Origin of the sequence: Exiguobacterium sp. FSL W8-0210 (genome assembly GCF_038006045.1) — a bacterium.
Taxonomy (GTDB): Bacteria; Bacillota; Bacilli; order Exiguobacteriales; family Exiguobacteriaceae; genus Exiguobacterium_A.
The window spans coordinates 717,079-734,742 of sequence record NZ_JBBOUK010000001.1 but is presented as its reverse complement, the minus strand read 5'-3'; the positions used below and the strand labels follow the sequence as shown (position 1 = coordinate 734,742).

Here is a 17,664-nt window from a genome sequence, read left to right as displayed (position 1 = left end):
TTTTTGATGACTTATTGAACGTCGTCTTGTTGCTCCATCATTGGCGCGTAGAGTTCTTCTAACGGCTTCATGATGATTTGTGTGACTTCTGTCAACATCGTGTGCATCCGTTGCTCTTCTTGCATCAGCTGACTGATTAATGGGTTGTTTTGTACTTCGAGCATCTTTGTTTGAGCAGACGCCATATCGTCTGGTGTGATTTCTTCACCTTGCATCTGTTTTTGTTGTAATTCGAGTTGGATGTTACGGAACGATGCGAACAATTCGTTTGATTCCGGATCCGCGTTAACTTGCGTGTACAAGTCTTTTAATGTCGTGTACTCCGAAGTTTCACGTAATGCACGCTCCAGTGTGTACGCGTGATCGTATAAGTTTGTTTCTGCCATGAGTAAAACCTCCAATTTGTTTAGACGAGATAAAGCCCCGCCTGTATCAATCCAATTAAACCACCTAACAACCCTCCAAGCCAAGTGATAGCCCGGAATTCCCGTTTGGAAATCGATAAGACGATTTCCTCGAGATATGCAGTATCCAGCAAACCTACCTCTTCTCGAACAATCGTTTCGAGATCGAGTGTCTGCAAGATTTGCCCGATTTGATTCGTCGTCCGTTCGAATAGATGATCGATGACGACAGGAACATGTTGCTCGAGTAATTGTGCTTCGAGTGGATTCAACCAGATGCGTAATGGTGTAGCAAGCATCGATTCAATCGGTAAACGCGCCAAGACTTGTTCTTTGACGGTCTGTCGAATCCGTGACTCCGTCTCTTCTGTCATATAAGACGACAGTGGACGATCCAGTCCCTTTTGCCATTCCTGACGTAATAAGGCAAGGATGAACTGAGACGTCGACTCTGATTGAAGTACCCGTTTCAGCTCCGGCTGAATCATATCAACGACGTTGACGTTCGCGAGCAACATCCCGAACATCCCACCTCCGAGACGCTGTTGGATGAAACGAGCAACCGTTTCCTCGAGTTGTAGACGTCCTTCTGGTCCATCAAAATATTCCTCTGCTTGGTGCAATACGGATGTGACGAGTCTTGGCATGACCTCCTCGATTTTTTGTTCTCCGGCTTCCCCGATTAACTCGCGTACGGATTTTTTACGCCATTTACCCATGAGGAGCGAAAACTCCTGCTCCAAGTGATAACTGATTTTCCCTTGGATCCGTTGTTTGGGTTCGTCGATGAAGCGACTAATCCACGCTTCCGTCGTCTCTTCCGAGCGTGTCCATTTCATGACTTCTTGTTCGACAAGTCGCGTGACGGCTCCACGAACAGCTGGTGATGCGAGACGTTTCCCGATCCCTTCTGGCGTCAAAAGATGCTTGACGACCGTCCGTCCGAGATTCGCTGCCAGTTCATCCCGCCGTTTAGGAATCAGACCCGGGGTAAAGGGTACGCGAAATTTTCCGATGTATTTCGGTTCAAGTGGTCGAAATAACATCCGAATCGCTAGATGATTCGTGACTGTGCCAATCAGGGCACCAATGACAATGATTCCGACAAGTTTCAATACGAGTAAAAACGTATCTGACATAAGTTATCATTCCTTCCGATTTTCGACTTATGGTAAAGTCGAGATAGTTATGTACGATTTAGGAGTGATGCCGTGTGTTACGACAACTGATGACTGTATTCAATGACCAGCTTACGACCGATCCGAATGTATATTGCCAGGAACAGTATAGCGTATATCGCCTTGAAGATGGACTCTGTTTTGGAATCAAGGCGACCGCCATCTCTGACCGCGAACAACAACTGCTTGATGTATTCGCTGAACGCATCATTACGACGTCGCGATCTGATATCGATTTATGGCGAGAGCGTATCCAATCTGCTCATGCCCTCGAAGATCAGTCGTTCCGACTTGTCCACTTTTTGTTCAATCCAACCGATGAACGGACAAGTGAAGAAATTCAACAATTGCTCTCCTCTTTCTTTTCGCAGACGAGCATCCTTATTCCTTTTAGCACACACCGCTTCACGGTCGTTGAACGCGAAGAGTTTGTCATCGAGTCCGAACTATCCGATTTATTTTTAGCATTACAATCTGATTTTGTACTAGACGGTAAGGTATTGCTTGGTCAACAACGTGCTGCAGGTGATATCGCCGTTCAGTTCCAACTTGAACAAGCAGCGCTTGCTTTCGTTCCTTCGATGCAAATCGAACGTTTCTTGCCTGCCATGATCCGTCTTGCAAGTCTAGATGATCGGCATCGCGCGACACTCGTCGATCAGTTCATCCGTTCCCTCGAGCCAGAGTCTCGTGAGACGATCCTTGCTTTTTGTCGAGCTAATTTGAACGTCTCTCTGACAGCAAAACATCTATTCTTACATCGAAATAGCCTCCAGTATCGACTCGACCGGTTGACGGAGCAGACTGGAATCGATGTTCGCTCATTTGAAGGTGCTACTTTCCTCTATACCTTACTTCTTGTAGCATGATGCCTAATTGAAAACGTTTGCATTTAGTCAGGTTGTCCATAGGCAGACTCCCTGACTTCTTTTATACTAAATCTTGTAAGCGTTATTATTTCATCATTTACATTAGGGGGAACTACACATGGCTGAAATTCGTCTTGAACATATCGATAAAATCTACTCAGGTGATGCAAAAGCGGTTGATGACTTCAACCTTCACATTAAAGATAAAGAATTCATCGTCTTCGTCGGACCATCAGGTTGCGGTAAATCAACGACGCTCCGGATGATCGCTGGGCTCGAAGAAATCTCAGGTGGGGATTTCATCATCGACGGTAAACGCATGAACGATGTAGCGCCAAAAGATCGCGATATCGCGATGGTCTTCCAAAACTACGCGCTGTATCCACACATGAACGTCTTCGATAACATGGCGTTCGGATTAAAGCTTCGGAAGTTCCCGAAAGATGAAATCAAACAACGCGTCGATAACGCAGCTCGTATCCTTGGTCTTGAAGAATATCTCGAGCGGAAGCCAAAAGCACTTTCTGGTGGTCAGCGTCAACGGGTAGCGATTGGTCGCGCCATCGTTCGTGATGCTAAAGTCTTCTTGATGGATGAGCCGCTCTCGAACTTAGATGCTAAATTGCGGGTACAAATGCGTAAGGAAATCATTCAGTTACACAAACGTCTTGAGACGACGACGATTTACGTTACGCACGATCAGACGGAAGCGATGACGCTTGCGACACGAATCGTCATCATGAAAGCGGGTATCATTCAACAAGTCGGTACGCCGAAAGAAGTCTATGATCACCCGGATAACATGTTCGTCGCCGGATTCATCGGTTCACCATCGATGAACTTCTTGACAGGTAAATTAGCAGAAGACGGTCTCTTCCACGTTTCAGGAACAGAAGAGAAGTTCGAAGTACCAGAAGGGAAAATGAAAGTTCTCCGTGACCGTGGTTACACGAACAAGGATCTCGTCCTCGGAATTCGCCCAGAAGACATCCATGCGGAATTGATCTACCAAGATACGAAAACAGCACACCGCTTCCCAGCACATATCGAAGTCTCCGAATTGATGGGTGCAGAGTCTTACCTCTACTCAAAAGTCGGGCAACAAGCGTTCACGGCACGTGTTGATTCTCGTTCACACGTCGAGATGGGATCGCAGCTTGATCTTTTCTTTGATATGACAAAAGCACACTTCTTCGATGCTTCAACAGAAGCAACGATCCGTTAATCGCATCATTAATCAGTTCCGATGTTTCAGACTGTCCTTTTAAGGGCAGTCTTTTTTATTGACAGACGTTCCTGTAACTTTGTATGATACTGCTTGTAGCTTAAAATTAATCCTATTCGAAAACTAGGAATTGAAATCATTCATTTATAAAGGAGAGAGCGCTATGAAACACGGTTTGAAATTAGCTGTAGCAGCATTATCGACAGCGGGGGTGCTTGCAGCATGCGGCGCTTCGAACGACAACGCAGGTTCTGATAAAGAGTCAAAAGTTATTACAGTCGGTACAGAAGCAACGTACCCACCTTTCACGTATAAAGAAAAAGGAAAATTGACAGGTTATGACGTAGACGTCATGAACGAAGTCGCAAAACGTGCCGGCTATAAAGTCGATTACAAAGCGATGGACTTCAAAGGACTCATCCCAGCACTCGATTCAAAACGGATCGATGTGATCGCGAACCAAATGGGAATCACGCCTGAGCGCCAAGAAAAATACGCTTTCTCTGATGCGTATACGGTCTCTGGTTCAACGATCATCGTCAACAATAAAACGAACGACATCAAAACACTCGACGACTTAAAAGGAAAGACAGTCGGTTCGACACAAGGTTCACTTTATGCCAAAACGGCTGAAGAAGCTGGCGCGAAAGTGAAGTACTACAAAGGTGCGAACCAAGTCTTAAAAGATCTTGAAGCAGGTCGTGTTGATGCTGCTATGAACGATCGTCTCTTCGTTTTAACGGAGCTGAAAAAAGCAGGCTATAAAGTCAAAGCGGTCGGTGAGACGTTCGATAAGAACGAATCAGGCTTCATGATGGCGAAAAACAGCAAGTATACAGAAGACTTTAATAAAGCACTCGCTGAGATGCAAGAAGACGGCACTCTTGCAAAAATCGGTGAGAAGTATTTCAACGAGGATATCAGTAAGTGAGTGAATTACTGACGATCGTCCGGGATAACTCGGACGTCTACGCAAAGGCGATTGGTACGACCCTTCTAGCAAGTGGTCTCGCCATCGTCTTTGCGCTTATTCTCGGGTTGATTCTTGCCGTCATGCGTGATAGCCGTCTTGCCGTCTTTAGCGGTTTTGCACGTTTATACGTCTCCTTCTTCCGAGGAACACCATTGCTGTTACAAATCCTGATTTTATACAATGGTCTCGTTGTCCTTCAATTGACTGGATTCCAAGCTCTCGCTTTCGGCTTATCGCTTCACTTTTCTGCGTATATCTCAGAATCGTTCCGAGCTGCCATCTCCTCTGTCGATCGTGGACAATGGGAAGCCGCTGATTCGCTCGGTATTCCGCGTCGTAAGACATTCAAGGACGTCATCTTGCCGCAAGCACTATCTCGGGCGATTCCACCGCTTTCAAACTCTGTCATCGATATCATCAAATCGACATCACTCGGTACGATTGTTGCTGTCGAAGAATTGACATACGTCTCTGACCAGATTTCAGCTACGACGTATCTCGTCATGCCGTTGCTGCTATTCTCAGCTGCGATTTACTGGATCATGTCAACGCTCATTCAAAGTGTTCAACATCGCTTAGAGGCACGATTCAGCATTCCAGAATGAATTTTCCACACTTGGAACCGTCAGGATTTCAAGTGTGTTTTTTTAGATTTTTTTAGGTTTAGCACTAGGCAATCCGGGAATAATCAAGTATACTAATAAAAATCAGAATTATCTGACAAATTACAAAGGAGCGTGGCCGAGATGAAACAAGTAATTGAAGCTTTCCGTAGACAAGATGCAGAGCAGCGAATTCCAGTGCTACGTCTCGAAATCGATTATGAGCTCAGTACGCTCTTCGATGCGATTCAAGCCAATGACCAAGCTGCCGTTTCAGCAAGTAAAGATCGTTTAGATAAATATCGTCAGGAGATGCTTCGCTTAGAAGCTTAACCTCATAGATCCCCCATCTCTCCTCCCCCTTGAGATGGGGCTTTTTTTGTTTACTTTTTGACATATGTTCTATACGTAAGCGAAAGAAAGGATCGCTTCCGGATGATATATCGGAAACGATCCTCTCACTTTATTTCGCTAACGGACAATTTACGCATTGATCCGCTTCTATCTCAAAATCAATTAATCGACGTCACGACCACGTGATGCCTTCAAAATCTCAAACCACTGTTCGCGTGTCAACGACAATTTCGTCGAACGAACCGCAGATTCGATGCGTTCAATCTTACCAGAACCAACGATTGGCATGATACGTGCTGGATGTTTGAGCAACCATGCATATGCGACTTCGTCGATTTCTTCTGCCCCGATCGTCTCTGCGATCTCCGCTAATTTTTCGCGTAACGGTGCATATTGCTCGTCCTTGAAGAGACGACCGCCCGCAAGCGGACTCCATGCCATCAACGGCATCTCATTTTCATGACAGAGATCAACGGATCCGTCCTCGAAATGTTTCAGTTCCGAAACCGACAACTCGAGTTGGTTCGTCACGAGCATGAATGGTAAGCGCGACTGAATGAGACTTTGTTGCGCAGGTGTATGGTTCGAGAGACCGAATGTCCGTACCTTTCCTGCGTCCTTCAACTCTACGAACGCTTCAGCAATCTCGTTCGGGTCCATCAACGGATCTGGACGGTGAATCAACAACGTATCCACGTACTCGACACCGAGTTCTTGAAGAGAACGGTTGACTTGTTTGATGATATGCTCTTTCGTCGTATCGTAGAATGACAACGACTGATCCGAGAAATGATTCCCTTTCATCTTGATGCCCGTCTTCGTAATGATCTCCATTCGGTCACGTAACTCCGGTTTTAAAGCAAGCGCTTCTCCGAATAAGCGTTCATTCGTGTAATCGCCATAGATATCTGCGTGATCAAACGTCGTAATTCCTAAAGCAAGGCATGCTTCAATCAATTCGAGCCGCTCTTCCTTCGTCATCTCCCATTCATTCAATCGCCATAAGCCGTGAATGATGCGTGAGAATGATAAATCTTCTGTTAGTTGAATCCGTTCCATCTGTCTTCTAACTCCTCTATCATATAAACTCTACCTCGTTTACTGTATCTTAAAATGGTACCGGTTGCACGAATTTCACTTTTTGATGCTCTCAGACAAAAAACAGGACCCCGTCGATGACGTGATCCTGCATGGAACTTATTGAATTTGTTCGACTTCTTGCATGACTTCATCTTCGATCTGCTGACGTTTCCGTGTCGTCTCAGCAGCATCTGGTGACGTGACGCTGAAGTAGAATTTGATTTTTGGTTCCGTACCCGATGGACGAAGGCAGAACCATGATCCATCGCTAAGCGTAAACTTCAGTACGTTGGATTTTGGCAAGTTGATCGGTGAAGGTTGATGTGTCTTCAAATCGTGGGCGATACTCGCATCATAGTCCTCGAATAAGACGACCTGTTCTCCAGCCACTTGTTTTGGCGGATTCTCACGGAACGTATCCATGATACGACCGATCTGTGCCACGCCATCCTTCCCTTTGAGTGTCAGAGAGCGAAGTGACTCTTCAAAGTACCCGAACTGCTCGTAAATCGCCTGTAATGCCTCATAGAGCGTCCGTCCTTCTTTCTTATGGTACGCAGCCATCTCAGCAGCTAACAAGCACGCTTGGACGGCATCCTTGTCTCGGCAGAAGTCACCGATAAGGTAACCATAGCTCTCCTCGTATCCGAAGAGATACTCATATTGACCCGATGCGTTATATTGTTTGATTTTTTCCCCGATGAACTTAAAGCCTGTCAATGTATTCTCGACGTGGAGATCATAGTGACGTGCGATCAACGCGCCGAGTTCCGACGTAACGATCGTCTTCGCGACGAATCCGTTCGCTGGCAGTGTTCCTTGCGCCGCTTTTTGTGAAAGGATGTAGTCGAGCAATAACGCTCCCGTCTGATTCCCTGTCAGGACTGTCCATTCTCCGTCTGCATCACGTGTTGCGACTCCGACACGGTCGGCATCGGGATCCGTCGCAATCAAGATGTCGGCATCTGTCCGGTCACCATATTCGATCGCCAGTTTAAAGGCAGCATGTTCTTCCGGGTTCGGCGACGTCACGGTCGGGAACGCACCGTCTGGTTCCGCTTGCTCCTTAACGACTGTCACGTGTTCGAATCCATACCGTTTCAAGCCTTCTGTTACCGGCACAAGACCTGTTCCGTGAAGTGGTGTGAAGACGATTTTAAGTGGATCCGCTAATTCCGATTGAATCGAAGGTAAGACACGAATCGTTTGTAATTTTTCTTGATACGCCTCGTCGAGCTCTTCTCCGACACGGACGATCAAACCGTTCGCGCGAAGGACTTCTTCTTGCTCCAGTTCAATCGATAGCTCATCTTCGATTTGGCTGACGTACGAAACGAGTTCATCTGCCTCTTTTGGCGGAAGTTGTCCACCGTCATCTCCATATACTTTGTAGCCATTGTACTCTGGTGGGTTGTGACTCGCCGTAATGACGATCCCGCCCGACGCTTGTAAAGACCGAACCGCAAACGAAAGTTCCGGTGTCGGACGTAGACCGTCGAACAGATACGCTTTGATGCCGTTGCTTGCGAGCGTCCGTGCCGCCTCTAGGGCAAATTCTGGTGAGAAATGGCGTGAATCGTGTGCGATGACGATTCCTTTTGCTGCCGCTTCTTCCCCCGACGCCTTAATGAATGCCGCGAACCCTTGTGATGCTTTTCGGACCGTATATACGTTCATCCGGTTCGTCCCGACACCGATTTCCCCACGCATACCACCTGTTCCGAACTCGAGTTCTTTATAAAATGCTTCTTCAGCTGCTTTTTCATCCGTTGCTAACGTGACTAACTCTTCTTTTAATGTACTGTCTAAATCAGCGAACTGATTCCATTTTTGATAGGTTTCTTTCCATGACATGGTAAATCGACTCCTTTTTAAATGAGGGTAAGACTTGCGATGATGCGATACCTTTCATATGATTAACACTAGAAAGGGTAAGGTGATGAGGCATGTTTCCTACGATTCAAATGGCAGATCTTCAACAGCTCGTCCGAACGGATCAGATTCGCTGGTTTGACTGCCGATATGACTTGCAACAACCTGAATATGGACGAAATGCTTTTTTGGAACAACACGTCGAAGGTGCACAGCACCTGGATTTAACGACTGACCTTTCCGGTCCCATCGATGAAGTCGGCGGTCGGCATCCGCTTCCTTCAAAAGAAGCGTGGCAACACACACTGGAACAGCATGGTGTGACACCGGAAGACTTCGTCGTCTTGTATGACGATGGTTTTCCGTATGCCGCTCGTGCCTGGTGGTTATTTAAATGGATCGGACATGAGCGTGTCGTCGTCCTTGAGGGCGGATTCTCCTCTTACCTAGCGTTCGATCTTCCGGTCACGGACGACGTCCCTACTTATGAACCGTCCCAGTACGCGCCTCGTTTTCAAGATGAGATGCTTGTCTCATTCGAAGAGCTAAAGCATCAGCTGACAGAAACGATGATCATCGATTCCCGTGCACCCAATCGATACCGTGGAGAAATCGAACCACTCGATCACGTCGCCGGTCACATTCCAGGTGCCGTGAATTGTTTCTTCGAACAAGCACTCTCACCAGATGGTCGCTTACGGGACGCGGAAGATTTGAAAGAATTGTACGCCGACATCCTACCGGTCACAGCCCCTATCCTTTATTGTGGAAGTGGCGTGACAGCGTGTGTAAATGTCATTGCTCTCCATTCACTTGGGAAAACCGATGTCCGGCTTTACGCCGGCTCTTATAGTGATTGGGTCAGCCGTGGTGAAGATGTCTCCCGTTCGTAAGCATCAGACACTGACAGAAACATCTGTCAGTGTCTTTTTGTTCAGAGTTGAATCGGTTTGATGTTCCAGATCGCATTCGCATACTCTTTAATCGTTCGGTCACTTGAGAACACACCTGACCGTGCAATATTAAGAATGACGCGTTTATACCATTCTTCTGGTTGCTGATACATCCGATCGATTCGTTCTTGCGCTTGTTGATACGACATGAAGTCTTTCAGGATCAGATACTCATCATTATACGTCAATAATGAATCGTAAATCGCTTGGAATTCACCTGGAGCAAATAATGTTCCATCGACGAGACTGCCGATGATCCGTCGTAGCTCGGGTTGGGCACTGTATTGATCGTATGCACTGTAACCGCCGTATTGTTTATAATTCATGACTTCTTGTGGTGTTAAGCCGAAGATGAAGATGTTCGCATCCCCGACCTCGTCTCGAATTTCGATGTTCGCTCCGTCGAGCGTTCCGATCGTCAAGGCGCCATTCATCATGAATTTCATGTTGCCGGTTCCAGAGGCTTCATAACTTGCAGTCGAAATCTGTTCACTGACGTCACTTGCCGGGAAAATCTTCTCAGCAAGCGATACACGATAGTTTTCTAGGAAGACGACTTTCAAGTATGGACTGACGTCTGGATCCTGATTGATCAAGCGAGCTAACGCATTGATATAACGAATGACTTCTTTTGCATAATGATAGCCTGGCGCCGCCTTTGCACCAAAGATGAATGTCCTCGGTGTCATCGTGAAGGAACGGTCCTCCTTCAGACGATAGTAGAGCGAATGAATGTGTAATGCATTCAAGAGTTGACGTTTGTACGCATGCAATCGCTTGACTTGAACATCAAAAATCGAGGTTGGGTCCACGACGATACCGGTTTCTTTTTCAATGAGCAACGCTAATTCTTCTTTGCGCTGAAGTTTGATCTCGGCGATGTCCTTCTGTAATGCTGAATCCTCTGCCCATTTCGTCAACTTTTGCAAATCAGACGGATGCTGAATCCAACTATCCCCGATTGCTTCCGTCACACGATTTGCCAGTGCTGGGTTTGATGAGAGGAACCAGCGACGATGTGTAATTCCGTTCGTCTTATTATTAAAGCGAAGCGGAAACATCTCATAAAATAGGCGCATCTCACGCTGCTTCAGAATCTCAGTATGAATCTGAGCGACACCATTCGTCGAATGCGTGCCGACAACAGCCAGATTCGCCATGTTGATCCGGTCATCCGCGATGATGGCGATATCTCGCATATGCGCTTCCATGTGTGGATAGTTCGCAAGCACATCCTTACAGAAGCGTCGGTTGATTTCCTCGATGATGAGGTAGATGCGCGGTAACAAGCGACGGAACAAATCGATCGGCCAGCGCTCGAGTGCTTCTGACAGTAACGTGTGGTTCGTAAACGACATGACACTCTTCGTGATCCGCCATGCTTCTTCCCATCCAAATCCTTCTTCATCGATAAGGATCCGCATTAACTCCGGAATCGCGACGACCGGATGCGTATCATTAATATGGATGGCGATATGATTTCCGAGTTGCTTCAGTGAATGATTTCGTTTTTTAAAGGACGTCAAGATACTCCGTAATCCAGCAGAAACGAAGAAGTATTGTTGCTTCAGACGCAACTCTTTTCCTTCATAGGTCGTATCATCCGGATACAAGAACTCGGAAATCGTCTGAATCGATTGTTTATGTGCCAGTAAATCTTTATAGTTCCCACGGTATTGGCTAAGTAATTCATCATCATCAAGTGGAGACTCAGCACTCCAGAGTCGCAAGTTATTGACGACCTTGTTTTGATAACCGACGATCGGCATGTCGTACGGAACAGCACGAACGATTTCAGCCGGTTCATGATGGACGCGATACCCATCACCGACTTCTTCAAGCCAAACATGTCCACCGAATGGAACATCGACCGCTTTATCGGAACGTCTGATTTCCCACATGTTCCCGTTCTTCAGCCAGTTATCCGGTAATTCGACTTGATAACCATCGATGATTTTTTGCTTGAAGAGACCATACTGATACCGGATTCCGTTCCCGTGTCCAGGAAGACCGAGCGCAGCAAGGGAATCAAGGAAACACGCCGCGAGACGTCCGAGACCCCCGTTCCCAAGTCCAGGTTCCGGCTCTTCTTCCGTCAAATCACTGAGCTGATATCCGAGTTCTTCAAGTCCCCGCTCGACATCCTTTAAGACATCAAGACTCAATAGATTGTTATGCAGGAAACGTCCGAGTAAAAACTCGAGTGAGAAGTAATAGACTTGCTTACTTTTTTTATGGATATATGTTTCCTTCGTCCGTAACCAATCGGTCGTGACCGTCTCGCGTACCAGATAGGCAAGTGTCTGATAAATATCGTTTTCTGTTGCTTCCGTTATTGCCTTGCCATGCATCGAAACGAATCGTTCCGTAAACCTCTCCTTGAACTTCTCTTTATCTTTGAACATGACGTAACCCCTTTTCCCAGTGATACGATCAAGTGGCGGACGGTGCAATCAAACGATATAACGCCAAGTATTCGTCGGCTGAACGCAACCAACTGAAGTCCTCATTCATCGCTGTCTCAATCAAATGATCAAAGACTGGTCGATCATGATACACCTCAATCGTACGTTTAATCGCTTCTAAAAACTCATGTGCATTATAATTCGCGAACGAGAATCCATTTCCTTCTAATGTGAACTGATTGAACGGTTTGACCGTATCACGGAGCCCACCTGTTTCCCGAACGACCGGTAAACAGCCATACTTCATCGAAATCAACTGACTGAGACCACACGGTTCAAAACGCGATGGCATCAAGAAGGCATCACTGCCCGCGTAGATTCGTTGTGCGAGACCAACGTCAAATCCGATATAAGAAGCGATTTTGTCTGGACGAATCGATGTCGCATGATGGAACAATCCTTCATATTCCGCTTCACCCGATCCGAGAATGATGAACTGCGCATCGAGTTCGAACAAGTCTGGTAAGATATGCGCGAGTAAATCGATTCCCTTTTGGTCGACAAGACGAGATACGAAACCGAACAATGGTACGTCCGGATTGATTGGGAGACCTAGTTCCTCTTGTAAAGCCGCCTTGTTTTTTGCTTTTCCTTCCGTGACGGTATCAACGGAATACGTCTCAACGAGATGCGTATCATGCGCAGGATCAAATTGACGATAGTCGATCCCGTTCAAGATGCCACGCACGTCAACAGCACGATGTTGTAAGACTGGCTCAAGCGTCTCACCGTAATAAGGATCCATGATCTCATCACGGTACGATGGGCTGACTGTCGTGATTTGATTGGAGTGGACGAGTCCTGCCTTCATGTAATTGACGAGTCCGTTATGAGCGATCCCATCCGCTGTGAAATGTTCATGACTCAAGCCAAGTAAGTCACCAAGCACTTCCTCTGGGAAGACACCTTGGTATTGTAGATTGTGAATCGTAAAGACCGTTTTAATGTCTTGATAGCGCTCGAGGTGTTGATAATGGATGCGTAAGAACGCTGGAATCACACCTGTTTGCCAATCGTGACAATGGATGACGTCCGGTACTTCCTTTCGATCCAAATGTTGAATCATCTCAAGGACAGCACGTGAGAAATACGCAAACCGTTCCGCATCATCGTAATGTCCATAAATGACGCCATCCCGTTTGAAGTAGTACTCATTATCGATGAAATAGAACGTCACACCATCTTGTTTCAAACGAAGGACGGCGCCAAATTGCTGGCGCCAACCGACTGGCACGATGAAGTCGAACAAGAACTCCATCTCTGATTTGTATTGTTCCTTGATTTGACCATAATTGGGTAAGACGACTGAAACGTCTGCCCCTTCCTCAGCAAGCGCTAAGGGGAGCGAGCCGACGACGTCAGCTAGCCCCCCTGTCTTGATGAAGGGTGTCGCTTCCGTGGCAGCAAACCATACCTTCATGAATGACATCTCCTTTAAACGATTGTTTGTTTTTTGATGACGATTGGTTCTTCTGCCGTTCCGCGGATGACTTGACCGCGTTTGACAGTGACTTCTTTATCGAGAATCGCGTACTCGACGACCGCGCCTTCTTCAATGACTGATTTTTGCATGATGATCGAGTTCTTGATGCGAGCGTGTTTTCCGACTTTGACACCACGGAACAAGATGCTGTCCGTCGTCGTGCCTTCTAACTTACAGCCGTTTGCGACGAGTGAGTTCTTAATGGCAGAACCCGGTAAGTAACGCGTCGGCGGTTCATGCTTGATTTTCGTATAAACGTGTTGGAAGTCGTTGATTGCTCCCCACTGTTCAAGTAACAGCATGCTTTCACGGTAATACGAACGAAGCGAATGAATGACTTGTGATGTACCACGGTACTCATACCCGTGAACGTGCAAGCGATTGAGCTGCGAACGAATGATGCTTTGAAGTAAATCGTACTCACCACGTGCGATTGCTTCATCGATTAAACGAACAAAGAGATTCTTCGATAGAACGACCGTTTCCATATAGAACGTCTCATCCGTCGGTTGGAACCCTCGTGATCCGATTGCAGTCACGCGATTCTGTTCGCCAAAACGGATCGGACGGCAGTATTTACAAGGCAGCTCACGCTTCGTATAGACGACCGTGATGTCCGCATTCGATTCTTTATGTTCGCGTAACACATCGCGATAATCTACCGCAGATAAAATGTTTGAACCAGAAACGACGACATAGTTTTCCTTACTGCGAAGGAAGAAGTCACGGTGGAGGTGGAAGTTCGATAAGTCTCCACGGAACTCGTTCGCATCTTGTGACAATGCAGGCGGGAAGATGTAGAGTCCACCGTTTGAACGGTCAAGATCCCACTCTTTACCCGATCCAAGATGGTCCATCATTCCACGATATTTCTCGAGCGTAAAAATCCCGATGTTTGCGATATCGTTTTGTACCATGTTCGTTAATGTAAAATCGATCAACCGATAACGTCCTGCAAATGGAACTGCCGCTAAGTTACGATGTTCCGTCAATTCCTTGAAAAAGCCTTCTTCTCCGCTTAAATTGATGACACCTAATAAATCGACCTTCATCCGAATATCCCCCTTATTGAATCGCTTCTTTGATGACTTCGTTCTTCTTGACGATGCTGTCTGCTTCGATGACGAAAACTTCTCCGTCTGGAGAGCCGATCGTTGCACCATCTTCTACGATCACACCGTCTGCTAAGATCGCCCGATGAATCGTGACGTCTCGTCCGATTTTGACATTCGGGAAAATGACTGAGTCTTTGACGAGTGATCCTTCTGCTACGTCGACACCATGGAAGAGAACCGAATGATTGATTTCGCCTTCGATATGGCATCCTTCATTGATGATCGATGTCTCGACTGTCGCAGCATTCCCGATATATTGTGGTTGCTGATTCGGGTTGACCGAATAGACTTTCCAAGAAGGATCATATAAATCAAACTCTGGTTCTGCCGTCAACAAGTCCATATTCGCTTCCCAGAGCGATTGAATCGTTCCGACATCCTTCCAGTATCCTTTAAATTTATATGCACGAATATTAAGGTTTTCAAAGAGCATGTTCGGAATGATGTTCTTACCGAAGTCAAAGCTTGATTCCGCATCGCCAGCATCTTGAATTAAATGACGCTTCAATACATCCCAGTTAAAGACGTAGATTCCCATCGATGCAAGATTCGATTTTGGATTCTGTGGCTTTTCTTCGAATTCATTAATCCGTAGATCATCATCCGTGTTGAGAATTCCGAACCGTGGTGCTTCTTCCCATGGCACTTCACGAACGGAGATCGTCACGTCCGCTCCACCAAGACGATGCTCTTCAATCATCTGTTCATAATCCATTTTATAAATATGATCGCCTGATAAGACAAGTACATAGTCAGGTTCAAATTGGTTGATGTAACTCATGTTTCGATAAATGGCATTTGCTGTTCCTTCGTACCAGTTCTTTCCGTTTTGCGCCTGGTAAGGAGGTAGAATCGTCAAACCACCGTTACGTCGATCTAAATCCCATGCACTCCCGATTCCGAGATAGCGGTTTAATTCAAGTGGTTCATATTGCGTCAATACACCAACTGTATCGATTCCTGAGTTCGTACAGTTCGATAGCGGGAAATCAATGATCCGGTACTTTCCTCCAAATGCAACAGCTGGTTTTGCAGTATGTTTCGTTAAAGCTCCCAGACGTTTCCCTTCTCCGCCTGCAAGTAACATCGCAACGACATTCTTTTTAGCCATTTCGTCCCCTCCATTTATGCTCTTTTTTTCAGACAATTCGCGTTGTAAAATCCACAGATACTTCTATATACCCAATCTTTTCTCTTTTTAATATAACATTCCTGCAAAATAGGTTTATTAAAATACAAAATTCGAAAAAAATCTACTGATTTCTCCATAAAAGACCGATAATAGGAATGAAATGGCTTTTTGAAAGGAGTTCTCATGCGAATTACTACAGGATATCTTGTCTTACTTGGTCTTGCGACGATGCTTCTATTTTCCTTATTTTCAATAAAAGATGAGTTAAAAACAGCACGTACACTTTTTTTCTGGGCCGATGAACAGACGACGCGACATCCACTGACCTCCTATCAACCAATTACCGTAACCTATGAAAACAAACGGGTCGAGCTCTATGACGGATTGCGACGGGATGATCTAACTCCTCGAACATTGCCGAAAAAAGTCGAGCAAGCGTTTGTTGCCATCGAAGATCAGCGTTTCTATCAACATGACGGATATGACATCACAGGAATCTTACGCGCGTTTACAAAAAATCAGTCTGATTCTAAATCTCAAGGTGGCAGTACGATCACACAACAACTAGCAAGAATGACGTATCTATCAAACGAAAAAACATATACTAGAAAAATAAAAGAGTTGTTAATTGCTGTGTCTTTGGAGCAAAAATATTCGAAGAAAGAACTGATGACAGCGTATGTCAATCAAGCCTATTTTGCGAATAATATTTATGGCATCGAACTTGCCGCGAAATCCTATTTCAATAAGCCGGCACGCGAGTTGAGTTGGTCTGAAATCAGTTTTCTGACAGCAATTCCGAACAATCCTTCTCTTTATGACCCGCTGCGCTTTCCTGAAAACACAAAAAAACGTCAGCAACGAATCGTTCAAGCGTTAATACGCGATCGTGTACTGACGAAAGATTTTACTATTTCTCGTGTGTCGCCTCGATCCTATAAACCGAGTGTCCCTTATCCGGACTATATCGATGCCACCGTTCAAGCTGCTGTTCGGATGACCGCTCAAAAAAAAGGTTGGAGTGAGAAGCGTGCTGCAGAATATCTACATCAACAAGGGGCGGTCATCTCGACATATCTCGACTCAGCAGAACAACGACGGGCTAAGGAAGCTCTTCGCAATCTACCCAACCCGATTGAGGGGGCTTATGTTGGCATCGACGGACAAACACACGGAGTCACGGCTCTTGTCGGCTACAAATCGAATTTGACAGGTCAGTTCAACCGAGCAGTGCAGTCGTACCGACAACCTGGTTCAGCCATCAAACCGTTACTTGTCTACGGTCCTTACCTTGAGAAGACGAAAGCCCGCTTGTCGAGCACGTTAGACGGTAGTCCCGTCTGTATCGATGGATACTGTCCGTCAAATAGCGGAAATCGAATTCTCGGACAAGTAACGATTGCCGATGCGATTGCCTATTCCTATAACACACCAGCCATTCGCGCATTTGCTGTCTCTTTCCGGGAAGGACTGAAGTCCATCCGTCCGTTCCAGTTCAGCCAATGGACGCGAGAGGATGATGCTTTTACGAGTGCTCTAGGTGGGTTGCAATACGGGATCAGTCCGTATGAGCTGACGAACGCTTATTCCGTATTCGTTAATGACGGGATCTATCGACCGGCATCAATGATCAAAAGTATTACGCTTAAGAATGGAACGGTCGAACGACCACAAGAAAAGGAACAACGGATTTGGTCCAGTCAGACGAACCGGGAATTACGGGCTGGTTTAAAGAATGTCATGACGTATGGAACGGGACGCAAAGGATATGATTCCTCTGCGCGCTATATCGGAGGAAAAACAGGAACAACGAACGATAACAAAGATATGTGGTTCGTCGGTATTAAAAATCAACATATCGGAGGAATATGGCTAGGGGCAGATCGCCCGCGTCCCTTCCCTGTTGAGGCAAATGCAACGTTACAGGTCCAGACGTGGGCGAAGATTTTAAGTCCTTAA

Annotated in this window: 15 protein-coding genes; 7 read left to right on the top strand and 8 right to left on the bottom strand. The window is 46.2% G+C overall.

The features are described from left to right. Positions 1–11: 11 nt before the first annotated feature. Positions 12–386 (bottom strand): YlbF family regulator, encoded by a 375-nt coding sequence (locus tag MKY22_RS03855; protein ID WP_023467337.1) that lies wholly within the window; start codon positions 384–386, stop codon positions 12–14. Between the two features lie 20 nt (positions 387–406). Further along, positions 407–1,543, bottom strand: coding sequence for a DUF445 family protein (locus MKY22_RS03850; protein WP_341086777.1), 1,137 nt, complete (start codon positions 1,541–1,543; stop codon positions 407–409). Positions 1,544–1,617: 74 nt separating this feature from the next. Between MKY22_RS03850 and MKY22_RS03845 the strand changes: the two genes are divergently transcribed. The 5 genes from MKY22_RS03845 (at position 1,618) to MKY22_RS03825 (ending at position 5,584) form a co-directional block, all read left to right on the top strand. After that, entirely contained in the window at positions 1,618–2,451 is an 834-nt protein-coding gene (locus MKY22_RS03845; RefSeq protein ID WP_214860894.1) for a PucR family transcriptional regulator, read from the top strand. Positions 2,452–2,569: 118 nt separating this feature from the next. Further along, entirely contained in the window at positions 2,570–3,676 is a 1,107-nt protein-coding gene (locus tag MKY22_RS03840; protein ID WP_035409428.1) for an ABC transporter ATP-binding protein, read from the top strand. Between the two features lie 163 nt (positions 3,677–3,839). Beyond that, a complete protein-coding gene (locus MKY22_RS03835; protein WP_047396216.1) occupies positions 3,840–4,607 on the top strand; it encodes a transporter substrate-binding domain-containing protein in 768 nt (255 codons plus the stop codon). Next, positions 4,604–5,254 carry an amino acid ABC transporter permease gene (locus MKY22_RS03830; RefSeq protein ID WP_023467332.1) on the top strand — a complete coding sequence of 217 codons (651 nt, stop codon included), beginning with the start codon at positions 4,604–4,606 and terminating at the stop codon, positions 5,252–5,254. The genes MKY22_RS03835 and MKY22_RS03830 overlap by 4 nt, the downstream gene beginning before the upstream one ends. 141 nt (positions 5,255–5,395) lie before the next feature. Next, the gene (locus MKY22_RS03825) at positions 5,396–5,584 is read left to right on the top strand and encodes a hypothetical protein (protein WP_029340924.1); all 189 of its coding nucleotides are present in this window, start codon (positions 5,396–5,398) and stop codon (positions 5,582–5,584) included. Between the two features lie 183 nt (positions 5,585–5,767). On the opposite strand, the gene MKY22_RS03820 is transcribed toward MKY22_RS03825, so the two are convergent. Next, positions 5,768–6,664 carry an aldo/keto reductase gene (locus MKY22_RS03820; RefSeq protein ID WP_290779624.1) on the bottom strand — a complete coding sequence of 299 codons (897 nt, stop codon included), beginning with the start codon at positions 6,662–6,664 and terminating at the stop codon, positions 5,768–5,770. A gap of 138 nt (positions 6,665–6,802) precedes the next feature. Then, entirely contained in the window at positions 6,803–8,539 is a 1,737-nt protein-coding gene (locus tag MKY22_RS03815; RefSeq protein ID WP_290779621.1) for a phospho-sugar mutase, read from the bottom strand. 92 nt (positions 8,540–8,631) lie between these two features. Between MKY22_RS03815 and MKY22_RS03810 the strand changes: the two genes are divergently transcribed. After that, positions 8,632–9,450 (top strand): sulfurtransferase, encoded by an 819-nt coding sequence (locus MKY22_RS03810; protein WP_290779618.1) that lies wholly within the window; start codon positions 8,632–8,634, stop codon positions 9,448–9,450. 41 nt (positions 9,451–9,491) lie between these two features. On the opposite strand, the gene MKY22_RS03805 is transcribed toward MKY22_RS03810, so the two are convergent. The 4 genes from MKY22_RS03805 to MKY22_RS03790 are packed head-to-tail and all read right to left on the bottom strand — an operon-like array spanning position 9,492 to position 15,684. Beyond that, the gene (locus MKY22_RS03805; protein ID WP_341086767.1) at positions 9,492–11,915 is read right to left on the bottom strand and encodes a glycogen/starch/alpha-glucan phosphorylase; all 2,424 of its coding nucleotides are present in this window, start codon (positions 11,913–11,915) and stop codon (positions 9,492–9,494) included. Positions 11,916–11,943: 28 nt separating this feature from the next. Then, positions 11,944–13,395: a glycogen synthase GlgA gene (glgA, locus tag MKY22_RS03800; protein ID WP_223041402.1), complete on the bottom strand. Its 1,452-nt coding sequence runs from the start codon at positions 13,393–13,395 to the stop codon at positions 11,944–11,946. 14 nt (positions 13,396–13,409) lie between these two features. Beyond that, positions 13,410–14,510: a glucose-1-phosphate adenylyltransferase subunit GlgD gene (gene glgD, locus MKY22_RS03795; RefSeq protein ID WP_195865556.1), complete on the bottom strand. Its 1,101-nt coding sequence runs from the start codon at positions 14,508–14,510 to the stop codon at positions 13,410–13,412. Positions 14,511–14,523: 13 nt separating this feature from the next. Then, positions 14,524–15,684: a glucose-1-phosphate adenylyltransferase gene (locus MKY22_RS03790; RefSeq protein WP_290779610.1), complete on the bottom strand. Its 1,161-nt coding sequence runs from the start codon at positions 15,682–15,684 to the stop codon at positions 14,524–14,526. Between the two features lie 204 nt (positions 15,685–15,888). Between MKY22_RS03790 and MKY22_RS03785 the strand changes: the two genes are divergently transcribed. Continuing rightward, positions 15,889–17,664: a transglycosylase domain-containing protein gene (locus MKY22_RS03785; RefSeq protein ID WP_290779607.1), complete on the top strand. Its 1,776-nt coding sequence runs from the start codon at positions 15,889–15,891 to the stop codon at positions 17,662–17,664.

Bases quoted from the DNA above. Each gene is read 5' to 3' on its own strand.
- MKY22_RS03855 (WP_023467337.1), bottom strand. From the start codon at position 386: ATGGCAGAAACAAACTTATACGATCACGCGTACACACTGGAGCGTGCA.
- MKY22_RS03850 (WP_341086777.1), bottom strand. From the start codon at position 1,543: ATGTCAGATACGTTTTTACTCGTATTGAAACTTGTCGGAATCATTGTC.
- MKY22_RS03840 (WP_035409428.1), top strand. From the start codon at position 2,570: ATGGCTGAAATTCGTCTTGAACATATCGATAAAATCTACTCAGGTGAT.
- MKY22_RS03835 (WP_047396216.1), top strand. From the start codon at position 3,840: ATGAAACACGGTTTGAAATTAGCTGTAGCAGCATTATCGACAGCGGGG.
- MKY22_RS03825 (WP_029340924.1), top strand. From the start codon at position 5,396: ATGAAACAAGTAATTGAAGCTTTCCGTAGACAAGATGCAGAGCAGCGA.
- MKY22_RS03820 (WP_290779624.1), bottom strand. From the start codon at position 6,664: ATGGAACGGATTCAACTAACAGAAGATTTATCATTCTCACGCATCATT.
- MKY22_RS03815 (WP_290779621.1), bottom strand. From the start codon at position 8,539: ATGTCATGGAAAGAAACCTATCAAAAATGGAATCAGTTCGCTGATTTA.
- MKY22_RS03810 (WP_290779618.1), top strand. From the start codon at position 8,632: ATGTTTCCTACGATTCAAATGGCAGATCTTCAACAGCTCGTCCGAACG.
- MKY22_RS03805 (WP_341086767.1), bottom strand. From the start codon at position 11,915: ATGTTCAAAGATAAAGAGAAGTTCAAGGAGAGGTTTACGGAACGATTC.
- glgA (WP_223041402.1), bottom strand. From the start codon at position 13,395: ATGAAGGTATGGTTTGCTGCCACGGAAGCGACACCCTTCATCAAGACA.
- glgD (WP_195865556.1), bottom strand. From the start codon at position 14,510: ATGAAGGTCGATTTATTAGGTGTCATCAATTTAAGCGGAGAAGAAGGC.
- MKY22_RS03790 (WP_290779610.1), bottom strand. From the start codon at position 15,684: ATGGCTAAAAAGAATGTCGTTGCGATGTTACTTGCAGGCGGAGAAGGG.
- MKY22_RS03785 (WP_290779607.1), top strand. From the start codon at position 15,889: ATGCGAATTACTACAGGATATCTTGTCTTACTTGGTCTTGCGACGATG.